Consider the following 18259-nt stretch of genomic DNA (forward strand, 5'->3'; position numbering starts at 1 on the left):
GGCGGGGAGGGCGGGGCGGGGAGGGCGGGGGGTCAGGAGGGGAATCGGCGCTCTACGTCGGCGCGGGTGGGCATCGCGGTGGCGCCGCCGGGGGACTCGCAGACCAGGCCGGCCACCCGCAGCGCGAACGCGACCCGGTCGACCCAACCCTGCGGGGAGTCCGGCTCCCCGCCCAGGAGCAGGTCGGCGATCAGCGCGGCCAGCACCGAGTCGCCGGCCCCGGTGGCGTCGACAGCGTTCACGGGGGGTGCCGGCACCCGGACCGGGTCCGCGTCGGCGGCGGCCAGCACCGCGCCGGCCGCGCCGAGGGTCAGCACCACCGTGGCGGCGCCGACCTCCCGCAGGTACGCCGCCACCCCCTCGACCGGTTCGCCCGGATAGAGCACCATCGCGTCGGCGGCGCTGAGCTTGACCAGGTGCGCCCCGGCGGCGAACTCGGCCACCACCGCACGCAGTTCCTCCACCGCCGCCGGGCCGTCCAGCAGCCGGGGGCGCACGTTCGGGTCGAGGACCCGCAGGCCGGTGGCGAGCGACCAGGCGCGCCGGGCGGCGGCCAACCCGGCGGGCTCCAGCAGCGTTATCGACCCGCAGGAGAGCACGTCGGCGCCCTCCAGCAGGGCCAGGTCCAGATCGTCCGGGCCGAGCAGCCCGTAGGACGCCGGTTCGCCGTAGAAGCGGAAGTCCGGCTCCGGCCCGTCGTAGGTGACCACCGCGAGCGTGGTGGGCGCGGGCACCGTCACCGCGCCACTCACGCCGACGTCGGCCGCGCCGAGGAAGGCACGAATCCGCCCGCCGAGCACGTCGTCACCGAGCGAGCCGACGAACTGCGCCGCGCCGCCGAGCCGCGCCACCCCGACGGCGACGTTCAGCGGCCCGCCACCGATCGCCTGCCGGTAGACCCGCTCACCGTCGAGGTCGCTGTCGAGCAGGTCGACGAGCGCCTCGCCGAGCACCACCGCGTACCCCATGCCGATCCTCTCCTCGTCGCCGGCGGCCGCCGCGCCGGGCCGATCACCCCCGCCCCCAGGCTGGCACAGCACCCCCCGACCGGATGCCGAAAGGCGGCGGCGTCCTACCCCGGCCGGTGGATCGGCCCGTCGAGCGCCGCCAGCGGACGGCCGGTGCCGCCCCACCGGGCCGCGACGATCTGCGCGGCCACACTCACAGCGGTCTCCTCCGGGGTACGCCCACCGAGGTCCAGCCCGATCGGGGAGGCCAGCCGGGCGAGCTGCGCGGAGCTGAGCCCCGTCTCGCGCAGCAGCTTGTGCCGCTCGTCGTGGGTACGCCGCGAACCCATCGCGCCGACGTACGCCAGTGGGTGACGCAGCGCCACCTCCAGCAACGGCACGTCGAACCGCGGATCGTGGGTGAGCACGCACACCACCGACCGTTCGTCCACCCGGCCGGCGTCCAGCTCGGCGCGCAGGTAGCGGTGCGGCCACCGCACGACCACCTCGTCCGCCTCGGGAAACCGTCGCGCGGTGGCGAAGACCGGCCGGGCGTCGCAGACGGTCACCCGGTAACCGAGGAACGCGCCGATCCGGGCCACCGCGGCGGCGAAGTCGATCGCCCCGAAGACGAGCATCCGGGGCGGGGTGGCGTACGCGGTCACGAAGACGTCGAGGCCGCTGCCTCGGCGCTGCCCGTGGTAGCCGTACCGGAGCAGCCCGCTGTGCCCGGCCGCGAGCAGCCCGAGGGCGTCGGCGGTGGCGGCGTCGTCGAGCCGGTCGTCACCGAGCGAGCCGAGCACGCGCCGGCCGCCGAGCGCCAGCCGGCGACCCAACCGCCGGGCCGGGTCGCCGCCCGCGTCGGCGGCGTCGGCGGACACGCAGGTGACGACCGCCGCCGGCTGGCCCGCGCGCCGGGCGGCGGCGACCGCGTTCAGCTCCGGCAGGGCACCCGGGTCGACCCGCTCCACGAAGACGTCCAGCACCCCGCCGCAGGTCAAACCCACTGTGTACGCGTCGTCGTCGCTGATCCCGTAACGGCACAGCTCGGGTCGACCGGTGTCGAGCACCCGGCGGGCCCGCTCGTAGAGGTCGGCCTCGACGCAGCCGCCGGAGACGCTGCCGGTGACGGTGCCGTCGACGGCGACCAGCAGGGCGGCGCCCGGCGGTCGCGGGGCGGAGTGCCAGGTGGCCACGACGGTGGCCAGCGCGACCGGTTGGCCGTCGCGGCAGCGGCGATGCATCTCGTCGAACACGTCCGGCACCGACTGCCGCCTCTCCGCTCCTCTCCCCGTACGCAGGATAGGGCGTCCACGATCGACCGGCGGGGTCTTCGCACGCATCGAGGAAGGACTATTGCGCTAATGCCGTCGTCGTGATGGGATGACGCGTACCGGGCGGTGCGAGGGCTGCGGCGCCGCCGGTTGCCGGGTTCGTTGGCGCGAGGGCACCGGTCCTGGGCAGGGACCGTCGATGGCGCACGTCCACCGGCCGTTCCCCGGCCGGGCACGTCGCCGTGATCGTCGCACCGCGCAGCGGGGCGACTCCCAGGCCACATCCCACCCGATTGCGGCGAGGCGGCTCGATCAGCGCGCCTCGCGAGTCAGGAGAACCCGTGAACCGTTCCCGTACGGCCGCGCTGCTCATCGCGGCCGTGACACTCGCGCTGGGCGGCGTCGCCCTGGCGTCCAACCCGCAGCCGGCCGCCGCGCACGGCGCGGCGATGACGCCCGGCAGCCGCACCTACCTGTGCTGGCAGGACGGCCTCAGCACGACCGGTGAGATCAGGCCGACCAACCCCGCGTGCTCCGCCGCCGTCGCGCAGAGCGGAACGAACTCGCTCTACAACTGGTTCAGCGTACTGCGTTCCGACGCTGGGGGCCGGACCACCGGCTTCATCCCGGACGGGCAGTTGTGCAGCGGCGGCGCCACCGGTTTCCGCGGCTACGACCTGCCCCGCACCGACTGGCCGCTGACCCACCTGACCGCCGGCGCGCGGTTGGACTTCCGGTACAGCAACTGGGCGCACCACCCGGGCACGTTCTACTTCTACGTCACGAAGAACAGCTGGAGCCCGACCCGGGCGCTGGCCTGGAGTGACCTGGAGGAGCAGCCGTTCCTCACGGTGACCAACCCGCCGCAGCGCGGCAGCGTCGGCAGCAACGACGGCCACTACTACTTCAGCGGCAACCTGCCGTCGGGCAAGAGCGGCCAGCACATCATCTACTCGCGCTGGGTGCGGTCGGACTCGCAGGAGAACTTCTTCGGCTGCTCCGACGTGGTCTTCGACGGGGGCAACGGCCAGGTGACCGGCATCCGGGGCGGCACGACGACGCCGCCCAGCGACCCGCCGACCGACCCGCCCACCGACCCGCCGACCACCACCCCGCCGCCGGCCGGTGGCACCTGCGCGGCCACCTACAAGGTGACCAGCTCCTGGCAGGGCGGCTTCCAGGGCGAGGTCACGATCAGGAACAACGGCAGTTCGGCGCTCTCCGGCTGGACCGCCAGCTGGACCTGGCCCAACGGGCAGGCGATCAGCCAGATCTGGGGCGCGACACAGACGTCGTCCGGCTCGTCGGTGACAGCGACGAACGTGGCGTACAACGGCACCGTCGCACCGTCGGGCACCGCGACGTTCGGCTTCCTGGCCAGCGCCACGGGAACCAACGGCGCTCCCACGGTGAGCTGCGCCGGCCGCTAGGCAACTCCGATTAGTTGATCAAGAGGTTTGCATCACCCGGCAGTCGCTCGGGTGACGCAAACCTCTTGATCGACGTCAGGGTCCGGGTCAGCGGACCATCGAGCCCACCACCGGCTTCGTGAGCAGGGCCGACTGGTTGCGCTGGATGCCCGGGTCGAGGGTCTTCGCCACGAAGATGGCGTGCCAGATGCAGAAAATCAGCACCGTCCACACCTTGCGGGAGTGGTCGGCCTCCTCCCGCTTGTGCTCGTCGAGCAGCCGCAGCGCGTACGACAGGTCGAGCAGGTCGCCCGCGCCGGAGGTGCTCAGCACGTGCCGGGCCCACTCGTACATCTCGCCGCGCAGCCAGACCCGGGTGGGGGTCGGGAAGCCCAGCTTCTTGCGGTTGACGATGGCCGGCGGCACCACGCCCTGCAACGCCTGACGCATGGCGTACTTGGTCGCGTCGGAGCGCGGCGGCAGCTTCAGGTCCACGGGGATCTTCGCCGCGACGTCGAACACCTCACGGTCGAGGAACGGCACCCGCACCTCCAGCGAGTGCGACATCGAGATCCGGTCGGCCTTGACCAGGATGTCGCCCCGCAACCAGGTGTAGAGGTCGACGTACTGCATCTTGGTGACGTCGTCCAGCTCGGTGCACTCGGCGTAGATCGGGGCGGTGACGTCGGTGTAGCGCACCGACGGGTCGTAGCGGCGCATCAGCTGCCGCTTCTCCTCCTCGGTGAACATCCGGGCGTTGCCGTAGTAGCGCTCCTCGATCGGGGTGGTGCCCCGCTCCAGGAAGCTCTTGCCCTTGACCCCCTGCGGGATCGCCCTGGAGACCGCCCGCAGGCCCTTCTGCACCCCGCCGGGCAGCCCGTTAACGGTGCCCAGCGACAGCGGCTCCCGGTAGATCGTGTAGCCGCCGAAGAACTCGTCCGCGCCCTCGCCGGAGAGCACCACCGTGACGTGCTCGGCGGCCTTCTTGGCGACGAAGTAGAGCGGCACCAGCGCCGGGTCGGCCACCGGGTCGTCCAGGTGCCAGACGATCTTCGGCAGCGCCTCGATCATGTCCTGCGGACCGATCTTGGTGGGGATGGTGGTGACGTCGAGGTGCCGGGCCGAGTCCTGCGCGACGTCGATCTCCGAGTATCCCGGCACGTCGTAGCCGACGGTGAAGGTCAGGATGTTCGGGTTGAACTCCCGGGCCAGCGCCACCACCGCCGTCGAGTCGATGCCGCTGGACAGGAACGAGCCGACCGGCACGTCCGAGCGCATGTGCATGCGCACGCTCTCCCGCAGCGTCTCCCGGATCTCGTGGTACAGCTTCTGCTCGTCGTCGACCGGCGCGGGGCGGAACACCGGCCGGTACCACCGCCGGACGTCGATCCGCCCGCCCGGGGTCCAGTTCAGGTACTCCCCCGAGCCGATCCGGCTGATGCCCTTGTGCAGGGTGCCGGGCTCGGGGACGTACTGCAGGGTCAGGTAGTGGCTCAGGTTGGCCCCGTCGACCCCCGCGTCGCCCTGGTAGTTGCTGTGCGCGAACGGCAGCAGCGCCTTCTTCTCCGACGCCAGGTAGAGGCCGTCGGCGGTCTCCAGGTAGTGCATCGGCTTGATGCCGAAGTAGTCGCGGGCGCCGAACGCCCGCCGCTCCTGCCGGTCCCAGATGACGAAGGCGAACATGCCCCGCAGCCGGGTGAGCACCTGCTCGCCCCAGTAGTGGTAGCCCGCCACGATCACCTCGCCGTCGCCGGCGGTGGCGAACTGGGCGCCGAAGTTCCTGATCAACTCCTCGCGCAACTCGATGTAGTTGTAGATCTCGCCGTTGAAGGTCAGCAGGTAACGGCCGTTCGCGTAGGGCAGTGGCTCGTGGCTCGACGCGACGTCGATGATGGCCAGCCGCTTGTGGGCGAACACGCCGTCCGCGTACCGGCCGGAGGCGTCGCCGACCACCTCGACCCCGGTCTCGTCGGGGCCGCGGTGGTGCAGGCATTCCAACGCTCCGGCGATGTGGTCGCGGTGCGCGGCGGCGTTACCGTTCGCGCTGAAGAAGGCCAGAAGTCCGCACATGGTGGTCATCCTCCCACGCGCGTTGTGGGCCCTCGCAGCCGTCCGTCGATCCACCCGGCTCCCGGGGGGCGGAACCGCGAACCGGGCGCGCGGTACCGTCGGGACCAGCAACGAAGCGGAGGGAGCGGCGCAATGACCGAGGGACGCACCGACGGTACGCCGACGGATGGCACCGAATCACACGATCCGGACTTCCCGGACGCGTTCCTGTCCTTCATGCGGCAGGGGTGGCGGGACACCGCGCTGCCCGTGACGCCCCGCCCGGAGACCCCCAACTACGCCAAGCGGCGGGCCGCGCTCTCGGCGGCCTTCCCCGGCGAGACCCTGGTGATCCCCACCGGCACCGAGAAGGTCCGGGCCAACGACACCGACTACCCGTTCCGGCCGGGCAGCGACTTCGCCTACCTGACCGGCGACCACGACGCGGACAGCGTGCTGGTGCTGCGCCCCAACGGCTCCGGGCACGACGCCACGCTGTACATGCGGCCCCGGTCCTCCCGCGAGACCGACGAGTTCTTCCGCAGCCGCAACGGCGAGCTGTGGGTGGGCCGGCGGCACACCCTCGCCGAGAAGTCGACCGAGCTGGGCCTGCCCACCGCCGACCTGACCGGCCTGGAGGCGACGCTCGCCGACCTGGCTCCGGGGCGTACCCGTGTGTTGCGCGGTTTCGACGCCCGGGTGGACGCGGCCGTCCGCCAGTACGACGGGCCGCGCGCGGACGGTCAGCCCGCGCGCGACCGCGAGTTGGCGATCACCATCTCGGAGCTGAAGCTGGTCAAGGACGAGTGGGAGATCGGCCAACTCCAGGACGCGATCGACGCCACAGTGCGCGGCTTCGAGGACGTGGCCCGGGTGCTACCGGCCGACCGGGCCGTCTCCGAGCGGCTGCTGGAGGGCGTCTTCGCGCTGCGGGCCCGCCACGACGGCAACGACGTCGGGTACGGCTCGATCGTCGGCGCCGGTGAGCACGCCACGATCCTGCACTGGGTGCACAACCACGGCGCCACCCGGCCGGGCGACCTGCTGCTGATGGACATGGGAGTGGAGGGTCGCAACCTCTACACCGCCGACGTGACCCGGGTGCTGCCGGTCAACGGCCGGTTCACCGCCCTGCAACGCCAGGTCTACGACATCGTGTACGCCTCACAGCAGGCCGGCATCGACGCCATCCGTCCCGGGGTGAAGTTCAAGGACGTCCACCTGACCTGCATGCGGGTCCTCGCCGAAGGGCTGGCCGACCTGGGCCTGCTGCCGGTGAGCGTGGACGAGGCCATGGACGAGAAGTCGACCGTCTACCGCAGGTGGACCCTGCACGGCTTCGGCCACATGCTCGGCATCGACGTGCACGACTGCTCGAACGCCCGCAAGGAGGCGTACCGCGACGGTGCGCTGGGCGAGGGCTACGTGCTCACCGTCGAGCCCGGGCTGTACTTCCAGCCGGAGGACGAACTGGTCCCCGCCGAGCTACGCGGCACCGGCATCCGGATCGAGGACGACGTGCTGGTCACCGCCACCGGTGCGGTGAACCTGTCAGCCGGGCTTCCCCGCACCTCCGACGAGGTGGAGACCTGGCTGGCCGAGCAGCGCGAGGCAGGCCCCCGCCTGCCCGGCTGACCGCACGATCCTCCGGCGCTGCGAAAGGGTCCGCCCCGCCGAGCGCACCAGCCCGGACCCGGCCACCCGGCCGGACCCGACCACCCGGCCGGACCCGACCACCCGGCCGGACCCGACCACCCGGCCGGACCCGACCACAGGCTGGGGCTAGGCAGAGGGCCGGACCCGACCACCCGGCCGGACCCGACCACCCGGCCGGACCCGACCACCCGGCCGGACCCGACCACCCGGCCGGACCCGGCCACCAGGCCGGGCCGAGTCACAGGCCTGACCTGGCCACAGGCTGGGGCTAGGCAGAGGGCCGGGGCTAGACAGAAAGGCCGGGGCTAGACAGGAGGCCGGCCCCGTGGGGCCTCGGTGACCGACGCGCCCGGCGGGCTCAGACCTGCCCGCCGGGCGCGGGTCGTTCGTATGCGTGCCCGGCATGATCGACTCGGCTTCCTTGACGTCGGCCCTTCCACGACGCTCCGATACCGCGTCTTCCAAGAAGCCGAGTCGATCACGCCTCGGTAGGACCTGGTGGGCCGACTCCACCGCCCCGAGGCAATCGGAAGGCCGCATCCGGACACGCTGCGCACGCTCGCCGCGCCACCGTCGGCATCATCAGGTGACGCGTCGGCACTTGGCAACGGGCCACGACCCACACGACCGGCGGCGCGAGTCGCGGCCGCACTGCGCACCCGGGCCGGTCCACGGCCGCGACCCGCAGACCCCCGGCTCTCGGACCTTCCGACCCCAGCATCGCCGGACGCCAGCCTCCCAGGACGCCGGCCTCCCAGACCCCCAACCCCAGGCCCTCAAGCCCTCCGGACCCCGAGGCGCCCCGCCCCACCCTCGGCCGTCAGCCCTCAGCCGTCAGCCCTCAGCCCTCAGCCCTCAGCCCTCAGCCCTCAGCCGCAGCTTCCGGGCCCCAGTCCCGGACCCCGCGCCCTCAGCCCCAGCTTCCGGACCCCGGCCTTGGACCCCGCACCCTCAGCCCCAGTCTCCAGCCCTCGGACCCCGACCCCGGGCCTCGGGTCCCGCGCCTCCAGCCCCCGGACCCCGCGCTCCCAGCCTGCAAGCCCTCGGACCTAAACACTCCCCGTCCTTCGTCCTTTGCTCTGCACCTGCGGAGGCGACAGTCACCGTCGGTAGGCGGTGCATCCGCGGGTGCAGAGCAAAGGGACGAAAAAAAGGGGTTGGGGGTGGGGGCGCGGATGGCCGCACTCAGCGACGCAAGCTCGCCGCTAGCCATCACCCGGTCTGGGACGGTCAGCCAGGCGGGACCAAGGCGCCGGCGTCGAGCAGCAGCGGTCCATCACGGCCTTTGTGCTGATCAGCGCCTGTTCAGACCACGCGGACCCGTTGACCGCCCTCACCCGACCTGGGGCTAATGCGTGGTTATTTCGGATACGCACGCATCACGAAGATGGTTCTCATACGGTGTGGATCAGAGGCTGCAACCCATTTGTAGCTGGTCGTGGCGCCTCGGGCGGTGCGATCCCGTCTGTAGCAGGAAGGGCGGAAGGCTCTGATGTCCAACGACGTAACGAGTACCGACGGCGGGGCCTCGACAGCTCCGCCGACACGGCGACGGCGAGCGCTCTGGGTCGCCGGCGTTGCCGGGCTGACCGGCGTGGTCGGCCTGGCGGCCCTCGGCGGTGTCGCCGCCCGGGACGACAAACCCCACTCCGACCAGGTGTCCGACGCCCAGCCGTCGACCAACCGGCAGAACGTCAGCGACGACGGCGGCGCGGACAGGGCCGGCGCCGAGACGGACGGCCAGGACGACGACTGGAGCGGCGACGACTGGAGTGGCTTCGACGACGACTCCGGCAAGAGCGGTAGGGACGGTGAGGACGGCCGGAGCGGTGGGCACGACGACAAGGACCGCACCAGGCAGGTGCCGTGCGACACCGACAAGCTGATCCAGGCGATCACGTTCGCCAACAACGAGAACGGTGGCGTGCTCGAACTGGCCAGGGGGTGCACGTACACGCTGACCCGCAACCAGGACGGTAACGGCCTGCCGGTGATCACCGAGAACATCACCCTGAAGGGTGAGCACACCACCATCGGTCGTGAGGCCACGGCGGACCACTTCCGGATCCTGAACGTCGGGGCCGGCGGTCACCTCACCATCAAGGGCCTCAGCATCAGGGGTGGGCAGACCCGCCAGCCGGCGATCACCGCCGACCCGGCGGCGGTCTGGGCACCGTACTCGGCCGTGGTCCGCTCCACCGTCGCCAAGCCGAGCGCCGAGGCCGCGGTCGAGCCGAGCGCCAAGGCCGGCACGACCTCCGCCCCGACGGCGACGCCGGCAGCGCCCGCGGCCAAGACCACGGCGGGCAAGCCAGCAGCCAAGGCAACGGCCACCGCGAGCCCGAGTACGGCGGTCCGGCCCGTCGCAGCGACGGCGACGCCAGGGGCGACCGGGCTGGCGGGCACCGCCGCGGCGGTGACGCCTCTGGTCGAGCAGCCCGGGTTCGCCGACGGCGCCGGGGTGCTGGTGCAGCCCGGCGGTCGGGCGGAGATCCTGGACAGCGAGGTGCTCTACAACCAGTCCGGTGGCAACGGCGGTGGCCTGGCCAACTTTGGCAGCACCCGGCTCAGCAAGTCGACTGTCGCGCACAACACCGCGTTCTTCTTCGGCGGTGGCATCTTCAACGCCGGTGTGCTCCAGGTCGACGAGTCCAAGGTGAAGGACAACACCGGGATCATCGGTGGCGGCGGCATCTCCAACGGCGCCGCCGAGATCTTCACCGAGGACGTCGAGGGTGGCTCGGCGTGGGTCTACAAGAGCGAGATCACCGACAACGAGACGCTCGGTTTCGGCGGTGGCGTCCTGGACGTCGAGGGCACCACGACCCTGCACGAGACGACGGTCCGGGGTAACACCGCTGTCCTGGCCGGTGGCGGTGTCGCGGCGGCCGACAGCCAGCTCACGCTCAAGAAGGCCACTGTGGTCGACAACAGCACGGCTGGCGTGGGCGGTGGCGTGGCGGTCGCCTTCGACAGCGTCGCGACGATCGAGGACACCGCGATCAAGGACAACAGCGCCGGATTCTTCGGCGGTGGGCTCTACAACGACGACAGTGTCACCACGCTGCGGGACAGCGAGGTGACGGGCAACCGGGCCATCGGTCCGCTCGGCAGCGGCGGTGGCATCTACAACACGGACGGCGGCGAGGTCAGCCTCCGCCGGACGAAGGTGACGCACAACTTCGCCACCCTGCCACCCGGGGGCATCTCCAACGGCCTCGGCAGCTTCGTACGCCTCGACGACGACTCCGCCGTGTCGGCCAACCGTCCCACCAACTGCCTGAACGTTCCCGGCTGCTTCTGACCGGGCACGGATGGCTGATCCACATAGAGGGTGCGCCCCTCCGGCCGGCGACGGCACGGAGGGGCGTACCCATTTGTGCAGCTCACGTGCCCTACAGGAGGCCTGTCCCGAACCGAGACGTAGCAGCCCTTCCGCGCCGGACATGAACCGAATGTGGGCTTCTCTCGGATAAGCCCACGAGGCGAGGAACCTTCTCATACGGTGTTTTTGGGAGCTACAACCGATTTGTAGCAGGGGACGCCCGTCTGGTGACGGCGACCCTGTCTGGTACGAGGAGAGGGCAGAGAGCTCCGATGTCCAACTACCTATCGAACAACGAAGCCTCCGGGCAGGCGACGGGCAAGCGCCGTCGCAAGCTCTGGCTCGCCAGTGGCGTGGCCGGTTTGACGGGCGTGATCAGTCTCGCGGCGGTGGGCGTCGCGGGCAGCGCCGGGGCGGTCGGCCTGAACTGGAACACCGCGCAGGTCAGCAAGGACGGCGACCAGCGGGGCGACGAGGCGCGCGACTGGGACAAGGACCAGGGCCGCGACGAGGGCCGGGACAAGGACCGGGACCGGGACCGGGACCACGAACGCGGGAAGGAGGTGCCCTGCGACACCGACAAGCTGATCCAGGCGATCATCTACGCCAACAACAAGCACGGCGGTGTGCTGGAGCTGGCCAAGGGCTGCACCTACAACCTGACCCGCAACGACTACCAGGGCAACGGCCTGCCGGTCATCACCGAGCGGATCACGCTCAAGGGCGAGCACACCACGATCGCCCGGGAGGCCACCGCCGACTACTTCCGCATTCTGAACGTCGGCAGCGGTGGGCACCTGACGATCAAGGGCCTGACCATCAAGGGTGGGCAGACCCTGGAGCTGTTCAACAGCGTCACGCCGGCGGCCGTCTGGGCGTCCTACTCGGACTCCGAGGCGATCGCCGCGCAGGTGAAGGCGGGCGTACCGCTGAACCAGGCGCTCACCGCGCGGCAGGCCAACCCGAAGGCGGGCCTGACGGCGGCGCCGAAGGTCACGGCCAAGGCCGCGCCGGGGGGCGTCGTCACGCCGCTCGTCGAGTACCCGGAGCCGACCGACGGCGCCGGCATCCTGGTCCAGCCGGGCGGCACCGCGGAGATCCTGGAGTCCGAGGTCGTCCTCAACCAGTCCGGCGGCAACGGCGGTGGGGTGGCCAACTTCGGCACCACGAAGATCTGGCACAGCACCGTCACCCGTAACACCGCCTTCTTCTTCGGCGGTGGTGTCTTCAACGCCGGCCTGCTCAAGGTCGAGGAGTCGAAGATCAAGGACAACACCGCGATCATCGGCGGTGGCGGTATCTCCAACGGCGCCGCGGAGATCTTCACCGACGACGTCGACGGTGGCACCGTCGAGCTGAAGAAGGCGGAGATCACCGACAACGAGACGCTCGGCTTCGGTGGCGGCTACCTCGACATCGAGGGCAACACCACGGCGTACGAGACCAAGTTCGCCTCGAACACCGCGGTCCTCGCCGGTGGTGGGCTCGCCGCCGCGGACAGCCAGCTCAACCTGCACCACGTGTCGGTGGAGAAGAACAGCACCGCCGGTGTCGGTGGCGGTGTGGCCATCGCGTTCGACAGCGTGGCCACGTTCGAGAAGAGCAGCATCAAGGACAACACCGCCGGCTTCTTCGGCGGCGGGCTCTTCAACGCCGACAGCGTCACCACGCTGCGGGACAGCGAGGTCGTCGGCAACCGGGCCATCGGCCCGATCGGGGTCGGCGGCGGCATCTTCAACATTTTCGGCGAGGTCCACCTGTCGAAGACGAAGGTCGCCCACAACTTCTCCACCTTCGCTCCGGGCGGTGTCTTCAGCTTCTTCGGCGAGGTGCGCGTGGACGACAAGTCCGCGATCACCGCGAACCGTCCGACGAACTGCCTGGCCATCCCGGGCGGCACCATCGAGAACTGCTTCGCCTGATCACCAGCGGGTGACGACGGCGTAGCGCCAGCACAACGGGCCGGCCCCCTTCCGCGGAACGCGGGAGGGGGCCGGTCCGCTCGTCACCGCTGGACGAAGACCGCCACGCTGCGCGCCGGCACGGTGAACGTCCCGGCCGCCCGGTCGAACGAGGCGGTACGCAGCACCGGGTCGGCCGAGTCGACGAGCACCGGGTGCAGCGCGACGTCCGCCCCGCGCAGACCGGTGAGCGTCTGCGTCGCCGTCTGCGGGGTGGCGTTGAACACCACCGTCACCGACGTCCACGGCCCGCCCAGCCCGCGGGCGTCCAGGGTCATGGTCAGCACACCCGGCGTCTCCTGCGCCCCGGACAGCGGGAACGCCACCCGCCGCTGCACCTGCTCGGCGGTGGCCAACCCGAACACCGGCGACGACGCCCGGATGCGCAGCAGCTCGGCGTACCGGGCGTCGGTGGTGATGATCGCCGCGCAGTCCGGCACCAGCGCCGGGTCGGCCAGCAACGGCTTGGCGTACGACCACTTGTCGGCGTTGTCCGCGGCGGGCGGCAGACCGGCGCCGAACCCGTTGCCCTTGGCGCAGTCCCAGCGGATCTGGTTGAACCAGTCCCCCGAGTTGTACGAGTTGCGGTCCAGCGACTTCGACCGCAGCCGTTCGGTGCCGGTGGTGACGAAGCCGGTGCCCTGCCCCAGCACCACGGTGCCCAGCGCCAGCACCTGCATGCGGGAGCGGTCCGCCGCCGTGGTGGCCTGCGGCAGTTTGTACGCCAGCGCGTCGTACAGGATCTCGTTGTCGTGCGCGTCGGCGTAGGTGACGGCCTCCCCCGGCGCGGCGGTGTAGCCGGCCGGGGAGCCGTTGTAGTCGACCTGCGCCCCGGTGACCTGCCGTCCGGCGGTGTCGGTGAAGCGGTAGCCGCGCAGGTTGCCGGTGAGCCCCACCTTGATCAGGTCGTGGGCGTGCAGCAGGCGGGCCTTCTGCTCGGCCGGTGACCCGTTGACCGGGTCGCCGTTCGGGTCGGTGTAGAGCCCGGAGGCGAAGCCCTGCACGCGCGGGTTCGCGTCGAAGGGTCCACCGCCGCGTACCGCGTCGCGGAGCCGGTCGTTGAACGTGCCGATGCCGGTGCCGGCCATGTTGGCCTGGGTGGCCTGGACGAACCGGGCGTCGTTGGCGACCTCGCCGAAGTTCCAGCCCTCGCCGTAGAGCAGGATCGACCGGCCGTCGACGCCGTCCCGGGCGACCGTCAGCCTGTCCAGCGCCGCGCGGACGGCCAGGATGTTCGCCTTCGGGTGGTGGCCCATCAGGTCGAACCGGAAACCGTCCACCCGGTACCGCTTCGCCCACGTGACCACCGAGTCGACCACCAGTTTGCCCATCATCGCGTGCTCGGGGGCGGTGTTGGCGCAGCAGGTGGAGTTGGCGACGGTCCCGTCGTCGAGCAGCCGGTGGTAGTAGCCGGGCACGATCTGGTCGAGCACCGAGGTCGCGTCGGTGCCGGCGGCCGAGGTGTGGTTGTAGACGACGTCCATGACCACCCGCAGACCGGCGTCGTTGACCCCGGCGACCATCCGCCGGAACTCGGTGGTCCGCGCCGCGCCGACCGGGTCGACGGCGTAGCCGCCCTCGGGCACCGTGTAGTGCAGCGGGTCGTACCCCCAGTTGTAGCCGTCGGTGTCGGCGACCGCCGCCACGCACTCCTGCTGTTCCTCCGAGTCCGGCGCGAGCGCCGCCAGGTCGCAGGCCGGTTGGCGCTGGTCGGCGCGCCGCTCCGGGATCGTCGCGAAGTCGAACGCGGGCAGCAGGTGCAGGTGCGTGACCCCGGCGTCGCCGAGCGCCCGCAGGTGGGTCATGCCGGCGGTCTTCGGGTCGGTGAAGGCGAGGAACGTGCCCCGCCGCTCGGCCGGCACGGTGTCGTCGGCGATCGAGAAGTCCCGCACCGACAGTTCGCTGACCTGCGCCTTCGAGGCCGGCACCGGCGTCGGTTTGCGCAGTGTCCGCCAGCCGGGCGGGGCCAGCGCCGGGTCGTCCAGGTCGACGAGTTGGCTGTGCGTGGAGTCCGCGGCGAGGGCCACCGAGTAGGGGTCGGTGACCGAGGCGGTGACCATTTTCTGCGCCGCCGGCTGCCAGGCCCGCACCTCGTACCGGTAGTACCTGCCGGTCCAGGTGTGGTCGCCGCGCACCGACCAGACGCCGGTGCGGTCGTCGCGGCGCATCGGCACCGTTCGCGGCGCGGCGGTGGGTGAGTCGAAGAGTTGGAGCGCCACCGTCCGGGCGGTCGGCGCCCACAGCGCGAGGCTCGGCGTCCGCCCCGCGAACGTCGGCCCGAGCGTCGCGTCGGTCGCCCGGGGGTACACGTCGTCGAGCACGCCGGGTAGCTGCACGCCGGTCGCCGCGAGCAGCGCGCCCTCGGCGTCGCGCTCGGTGACGAGCACCTGCCCGCGCAGCGCCGCCGGGACCTTCGCCAGGTCCGCGCGGTCCAGAGCGAAGCTGCGGTACGACCACAGGTGCGGGAACCGCGTGCGCTGGGCCTCGGTGAGCCCGTTGCGCTGCGCCCGCAGCGGCAGTGTGGTGTACGCCCCGGTCAGCTCCCCGTCGACCACGCGTACCCCGCCTTCGGGGGCGGTGACCAGCGCGTACGTCCTGCCGTCGGTGGGTGGGGTCTGCCACGCCACAGTGGACCTGTCGATCCAGTGCGCCTTCTGCTGGGTGATGTCGGTGTCCCCGCCGGTGCTGGTCGCGGTCGACGGCAGCAGCCGGCCCGGGGTTGCGGCGAGCAGCCACACCTCCCGGCCCGCGCTGGCGACGTCGAGCCGCTGGTCGTCGGGGAGATCCTTGGTGTCGCCCCGGTGGATGATGTAGTTCAGCCCGGTGGCCCCGGCCGCCAGCGGCACCCGGAACACCGCGCCGAACGCGTCCACGCTGCTCGGGCGCAGCGGGGCCGACCACTCGGTCGGGTTGGCCGCGCCGTCCCAGACGTGCAGGCCCCAGCCGTCGTAGTCGCCGTCGGTCCGCCGGTAGTGCAGCACGGCGGTGCCCTCCTCGACCGGTGGGTCCGGTTCGCCGGTGGCCGCCTGGCGGCTGGGATAGATCGCCGGGTCGCCCTGTTTGAGCCAGACCTCACCGGTGGCGGTGACGTCGATGCCGCGGTCCTGGGCGACGTCCTTCGTGCCGTCGGCGTCGACCACCAGGAAGTTCACCGTCTTCGCGCCGGGCTTGAGCTTCACCCAGGCGAACCGGCCGTAGGAGTCCTCCCCGGCGAACTGTTGCCCCTTGGGCCACTCGGTGACGTACGCCGGGTCGATGTCACCCCAGGCGTAGAGCCCCCAGTCGTCGTACCCTCCGGCGGGGCGCTGGTAGTGCACGACCGCCCACTCCCGGGACCCGCCCTGCGGCGGCGTGCCGACGGTGGCGGTGGACCGGGCCGTCGCGGTGCGGCCGCGGCCGTCGCGGACCACCGCCTTGTACTCGATCCGGGTGCCGCCGGCCAGGCCGGTCAGGTCGTGCGGCACCGTGTACGGGGCGCGGTCGGCGCTGCCCAGCAGCGTCCAGCGTCCGCCGGCGACCCGGGCCGCGACCGTGACGGTGGCCAGCGGGTCCCCGGTGACCTGGGCGGTCACCGCCGCCCGGGTGGCGACCGGAGTGCCCGGCGCCGGGCTGGTGATGGTGATGGTCGGCTTGGTGGTGGCGTGCGCGATGGGCGTGCCGGCCCGGTACGCCACCGCCGACAGCGGCGGCACCGTCACGGTGAGCTTGCCCTCTGCGGTCGCCGTGGTGCGGCCGGCGCCGCCGTAGATGCCGGTGAAGGTGGCGCCGGCCGACCAGGTGTCCACTGTGACAGTCTGCTCGGTGTCGGCGTTGTTGACCGCCACCAGGTACTCGGTCCGGTCGGCGGGAGCGACCCGGGAGGCGGCGAAGACGCCGGGTCCGTCGGCGGCGTGCCGGGTGACCTGCACGCCGTCGCGCAGCGCCGGGTGCGTCTGGCGCAGCCGGCCCAGCTCGGCGATGGTCCGGTACAGCGGGTGGGCGGTGTCGAACTGGTCGCTGGCGTGGGTGCGGTCGGTGCCGAGCAGGTCGTCGTCGAGGTAGTCGGGCACCTTCGAGGCGAACATGTCCTGCCGGGCGTCCTTGTCGCCGCCGGGGCCGGTGAAGCCCTGCTCGTCGCCGGAGTAGATCACCGGTTGCCCCCGGGTCAGGAACATCAGCTGGTGGGCGAGTTGGTCGCGGCACAGGTGGGTGGCCGGGTCGCTGCCACCACCGGCGATGAACGAACCGATCCGGCCCATGTCGTGGTTGCCGAGGAAGGTGGGCAGCCGCCCCGCGTCGGTGTCGCGGGTGGCGTAGAGGTCGTCGCGGGCGTACACGTCGGCGAGGGCCTTCGCGGAGCCGGCGCCTGCGGTGAACCCGCGCGCCGCCTCCTGGAAGGGGAAGTCCAGGGTCGCCGGCAGGTTGCCCTGGCGGACGTAGCTGGAGGTGATCTCCGGGTCGGCGCTGTAGACCTCGCCGAACATGAAGAAGTCCTTCTTGCCGGCCTTCTCGGCGGCCCGTTCGATGCCCTGGCTGAACTGCGGCCAGAAGTCCATGTTGACGTGCTTGACGGTGTCCAGCCGGAACCCGTCGACGCCGAGCGCGCCGATCCAGTCCCCGTACGCCTTGGTCATCCCCCGGACCACCTCGGGGCGTTCGGTCCACAGGTCGTCGAGGCCGAAGAAGTCGCCGTACTCGCTGTTCTCGCCGGCGAAGGTGGAGTCACCCCGGTTGTGGTACATGGTGACGTCGTTGAGCCAGGCCGGCACCTTGACAGTGGCGTCCGCCGGCTCACCGAACGTCGGCGTGTACGGGAACGATCCCTCGTCGACCGGCGGGAATGCCCGACTGCCGTCGGCGTAGTTGCGGTCCTCGAACGCGCGCCCCCGCGCGTCGGTGTACGGCGACGTCGCCTTGTCCACGTACGCGTACTTGCCCTCGGCGTACTTGATCACGTCGGCGGTGTGGTTGACGATCACGTCGAGGTAGATCTTGATCCCGCGCCGGTGGGCGAGCTGGACCAGCCTCTTCATTTCCTCGTTCGTGCCGAAGTGCGGGTCCACCTGGGTGAAGTCGGTGATCCAGTAGCCGTGGTAGCCGGCCGAGATGTCGTTTCCGGCGCCCTGCACCGGCCGGTTCTTGAAGACCGGGGCGAGCCAGATGGCGGTGGTGCCGAGCCCCTGGATGTAGTCGAGCTTGTCGATCAGGCCCTTGAGGTCGCCGCCGTGGTAGAAGCCCTTGTCGGTCGGGTCGAGCCCGGTGCGCAGCCGGTCGCCGGCGAGGCCGCCCCGGTCGTTGCGGGGGTCGCCGTTGGCGAACCGGTCCGGCAGGACGAAGTAGAACTGCTCGGCTCGCGCCCCGTTGCTGCCCGCCCTGAGCAGCGCTTCGGCGCTGGGCTCGGCGCGCCACTGGGCGGCTCCGCCGGTCGGGAGGGGGGCGTCGGTCCGTGCCGCCGCGACGGCGGGCGGCACGGCGACCGGAGCGCCGACGAGCGTGATGGTGAGCATCGAGACGAGGGCCAGCAGGGCGGTACGCGGTATCGGCGAGGGTTTCATCGACGCCTTCCTCTGGTCGCTGATGGGCGCACGCTAGCCCTCGCCGAAACAATCTGCAATACCTTGCAAACACAGTCGCAATCCAGCAGTGTCCTTGCGGAAAC

Annotated in this window: 8 protein-coding genes; 4 read left to right on the plus strand and 4 right to left on the minus strand. The window is 71.5% G+C overall.

All coding sequences use genetic code 11. From position 1 onward, the window contains the following. Nucleotides 1-32 precede the first annotated feature (32 nt). Both O7634_RS31475 and O7634_RS31480 read right to left on the minus strand, forming a co-directional pair. Nucleotides 33-968: a PfkB family carbohydrate kinase gene (locus tag O7634_RS31475; protein ID WP_278153765.1), complete on the minus strand. Its 936-nt coding sequence runs from the start codon at nucleotides 966-968 to the stop codon at nucleotides 33-35. Between the two features lie 104 nt (nucleotides 969-1072). Continuing rightward, a complete protein-coding gene (locus O7634_RS31480; protein WP_278153766.1) occupies nucleotides 1073-2212 on the minus strand; it encodes an XdhC family protein in 1140 nt (379 codons plus the stop codon). A gap of 350 nt (nucleotides 2213-2562) precedes the next feature. Here O7634_RS31480 and O7634_RS31485 point away from each other — a divergent pair, with 350 nt between their 5' ends. Continuing rightward, nucleotides 2563-3651, plus strand: coding sequence for a lytic polysaccharide monooxygenase (locus O7634_RS31485; protein WP_278153767.1), 1089 nt, complete (start codon nucleotides 2563-2565; stop codon nucleotides 3649-3651). An 87-nt stretch (nucleotides 3652-3738) separates the two neighbouring features. Here the strand turns inward: O7634_RS31485 and asnB are convergent, their stop codons facing one another. Beyond that, nucleotides 3739-5700, minus strand: coding sequence for an asparagine synthase (glutamine-hydrolyzing) (asnB, locus tag O7634_RS31490; protein ID WP_278153768.1), 1962 nt, complete (start codon nucleotides 5698-5700; stop codon nucleotides 3739-3741). A 132-nt stretch (nucleotides 5701-5832) separates the two neighbouring features. Between asnB and O7634_RS31495 the strand changes: the two genes are divergently transcribed. The 3 genes from O7634_RS31495 (at nucleotide 5833) to O7634_RS31505 (ending at nucleotide 12582) form a co-directional block, all read left to right on the plus strand. Beyond that, nucleotides 5833-7314 carry an aminopeptidase P family protein gene (locus O7634_RS31495; protein WP_278153769.1) on the plus strand — a complete coding sequence of 494 codons (1482 nt, stop codon included), beginning with the start codon at nucleotides 5833-5835 and terminating at the stop codon, nucleotides 7312-7314. A gap of 1513 nt (nucleotides 7315-8827) precedes the next feature. Further along, nucleotides 8828-10639, plus strand: coding sequence for a right-handed parallel beta-helix repeat-containing protein (locus tag O7634_RS31500; RefSeq protein ID WP_278153770.1), 1812 nt, complete (start codon nucleotides 8828-8830; stop codon nucleotides 10637-10639). Nucleotides 10640-10932: 293 nt separating this feature from the next. After that, nucleotides 10933-12582 carry a hypothetical protein gene (locus O7634_RS31505; protein ID WP_278153771.1) on the plus strand — a complete coding sequence of 550 codons (1650 nt, stop codon included), beginning with the start codon at nucleotides 10933-10935 and terminating at the stop codon, nucleotides 12580-12582. An 83-nt stretch (nucleotides 12583-12665) separates the two neighbouring features. Here the strand turns inward: O7634_RS31505 and pulA are convergent, their stop codons facing one another. Beyond that, nucleotides 12666-18155 carry a pullulanase-type alpha-1,6-glucosidase gene (gene pulA / locus O7634_RS31510; RefSeq protein ID WP_278153772.1) on the minus strand — a complete coding sequence of 1830 codons (5490 nt, stop codon included), beginning with the start codon at nucleotides 18153-18155 and terminating at the stop codon, nucleotides 12666-12668. Between the last annotated feature and the right edge of the window lie 104 nt (nucleotides 18156-18259).

Source organism: Micromonospora sp. WMMD1120, from assembly GCF_029626235.1.
Lineage (GTDB): Bacteria > Actinomycetota > Actinomycetes > Mycobacteriales > Micromonosporaceae > Micromonospora.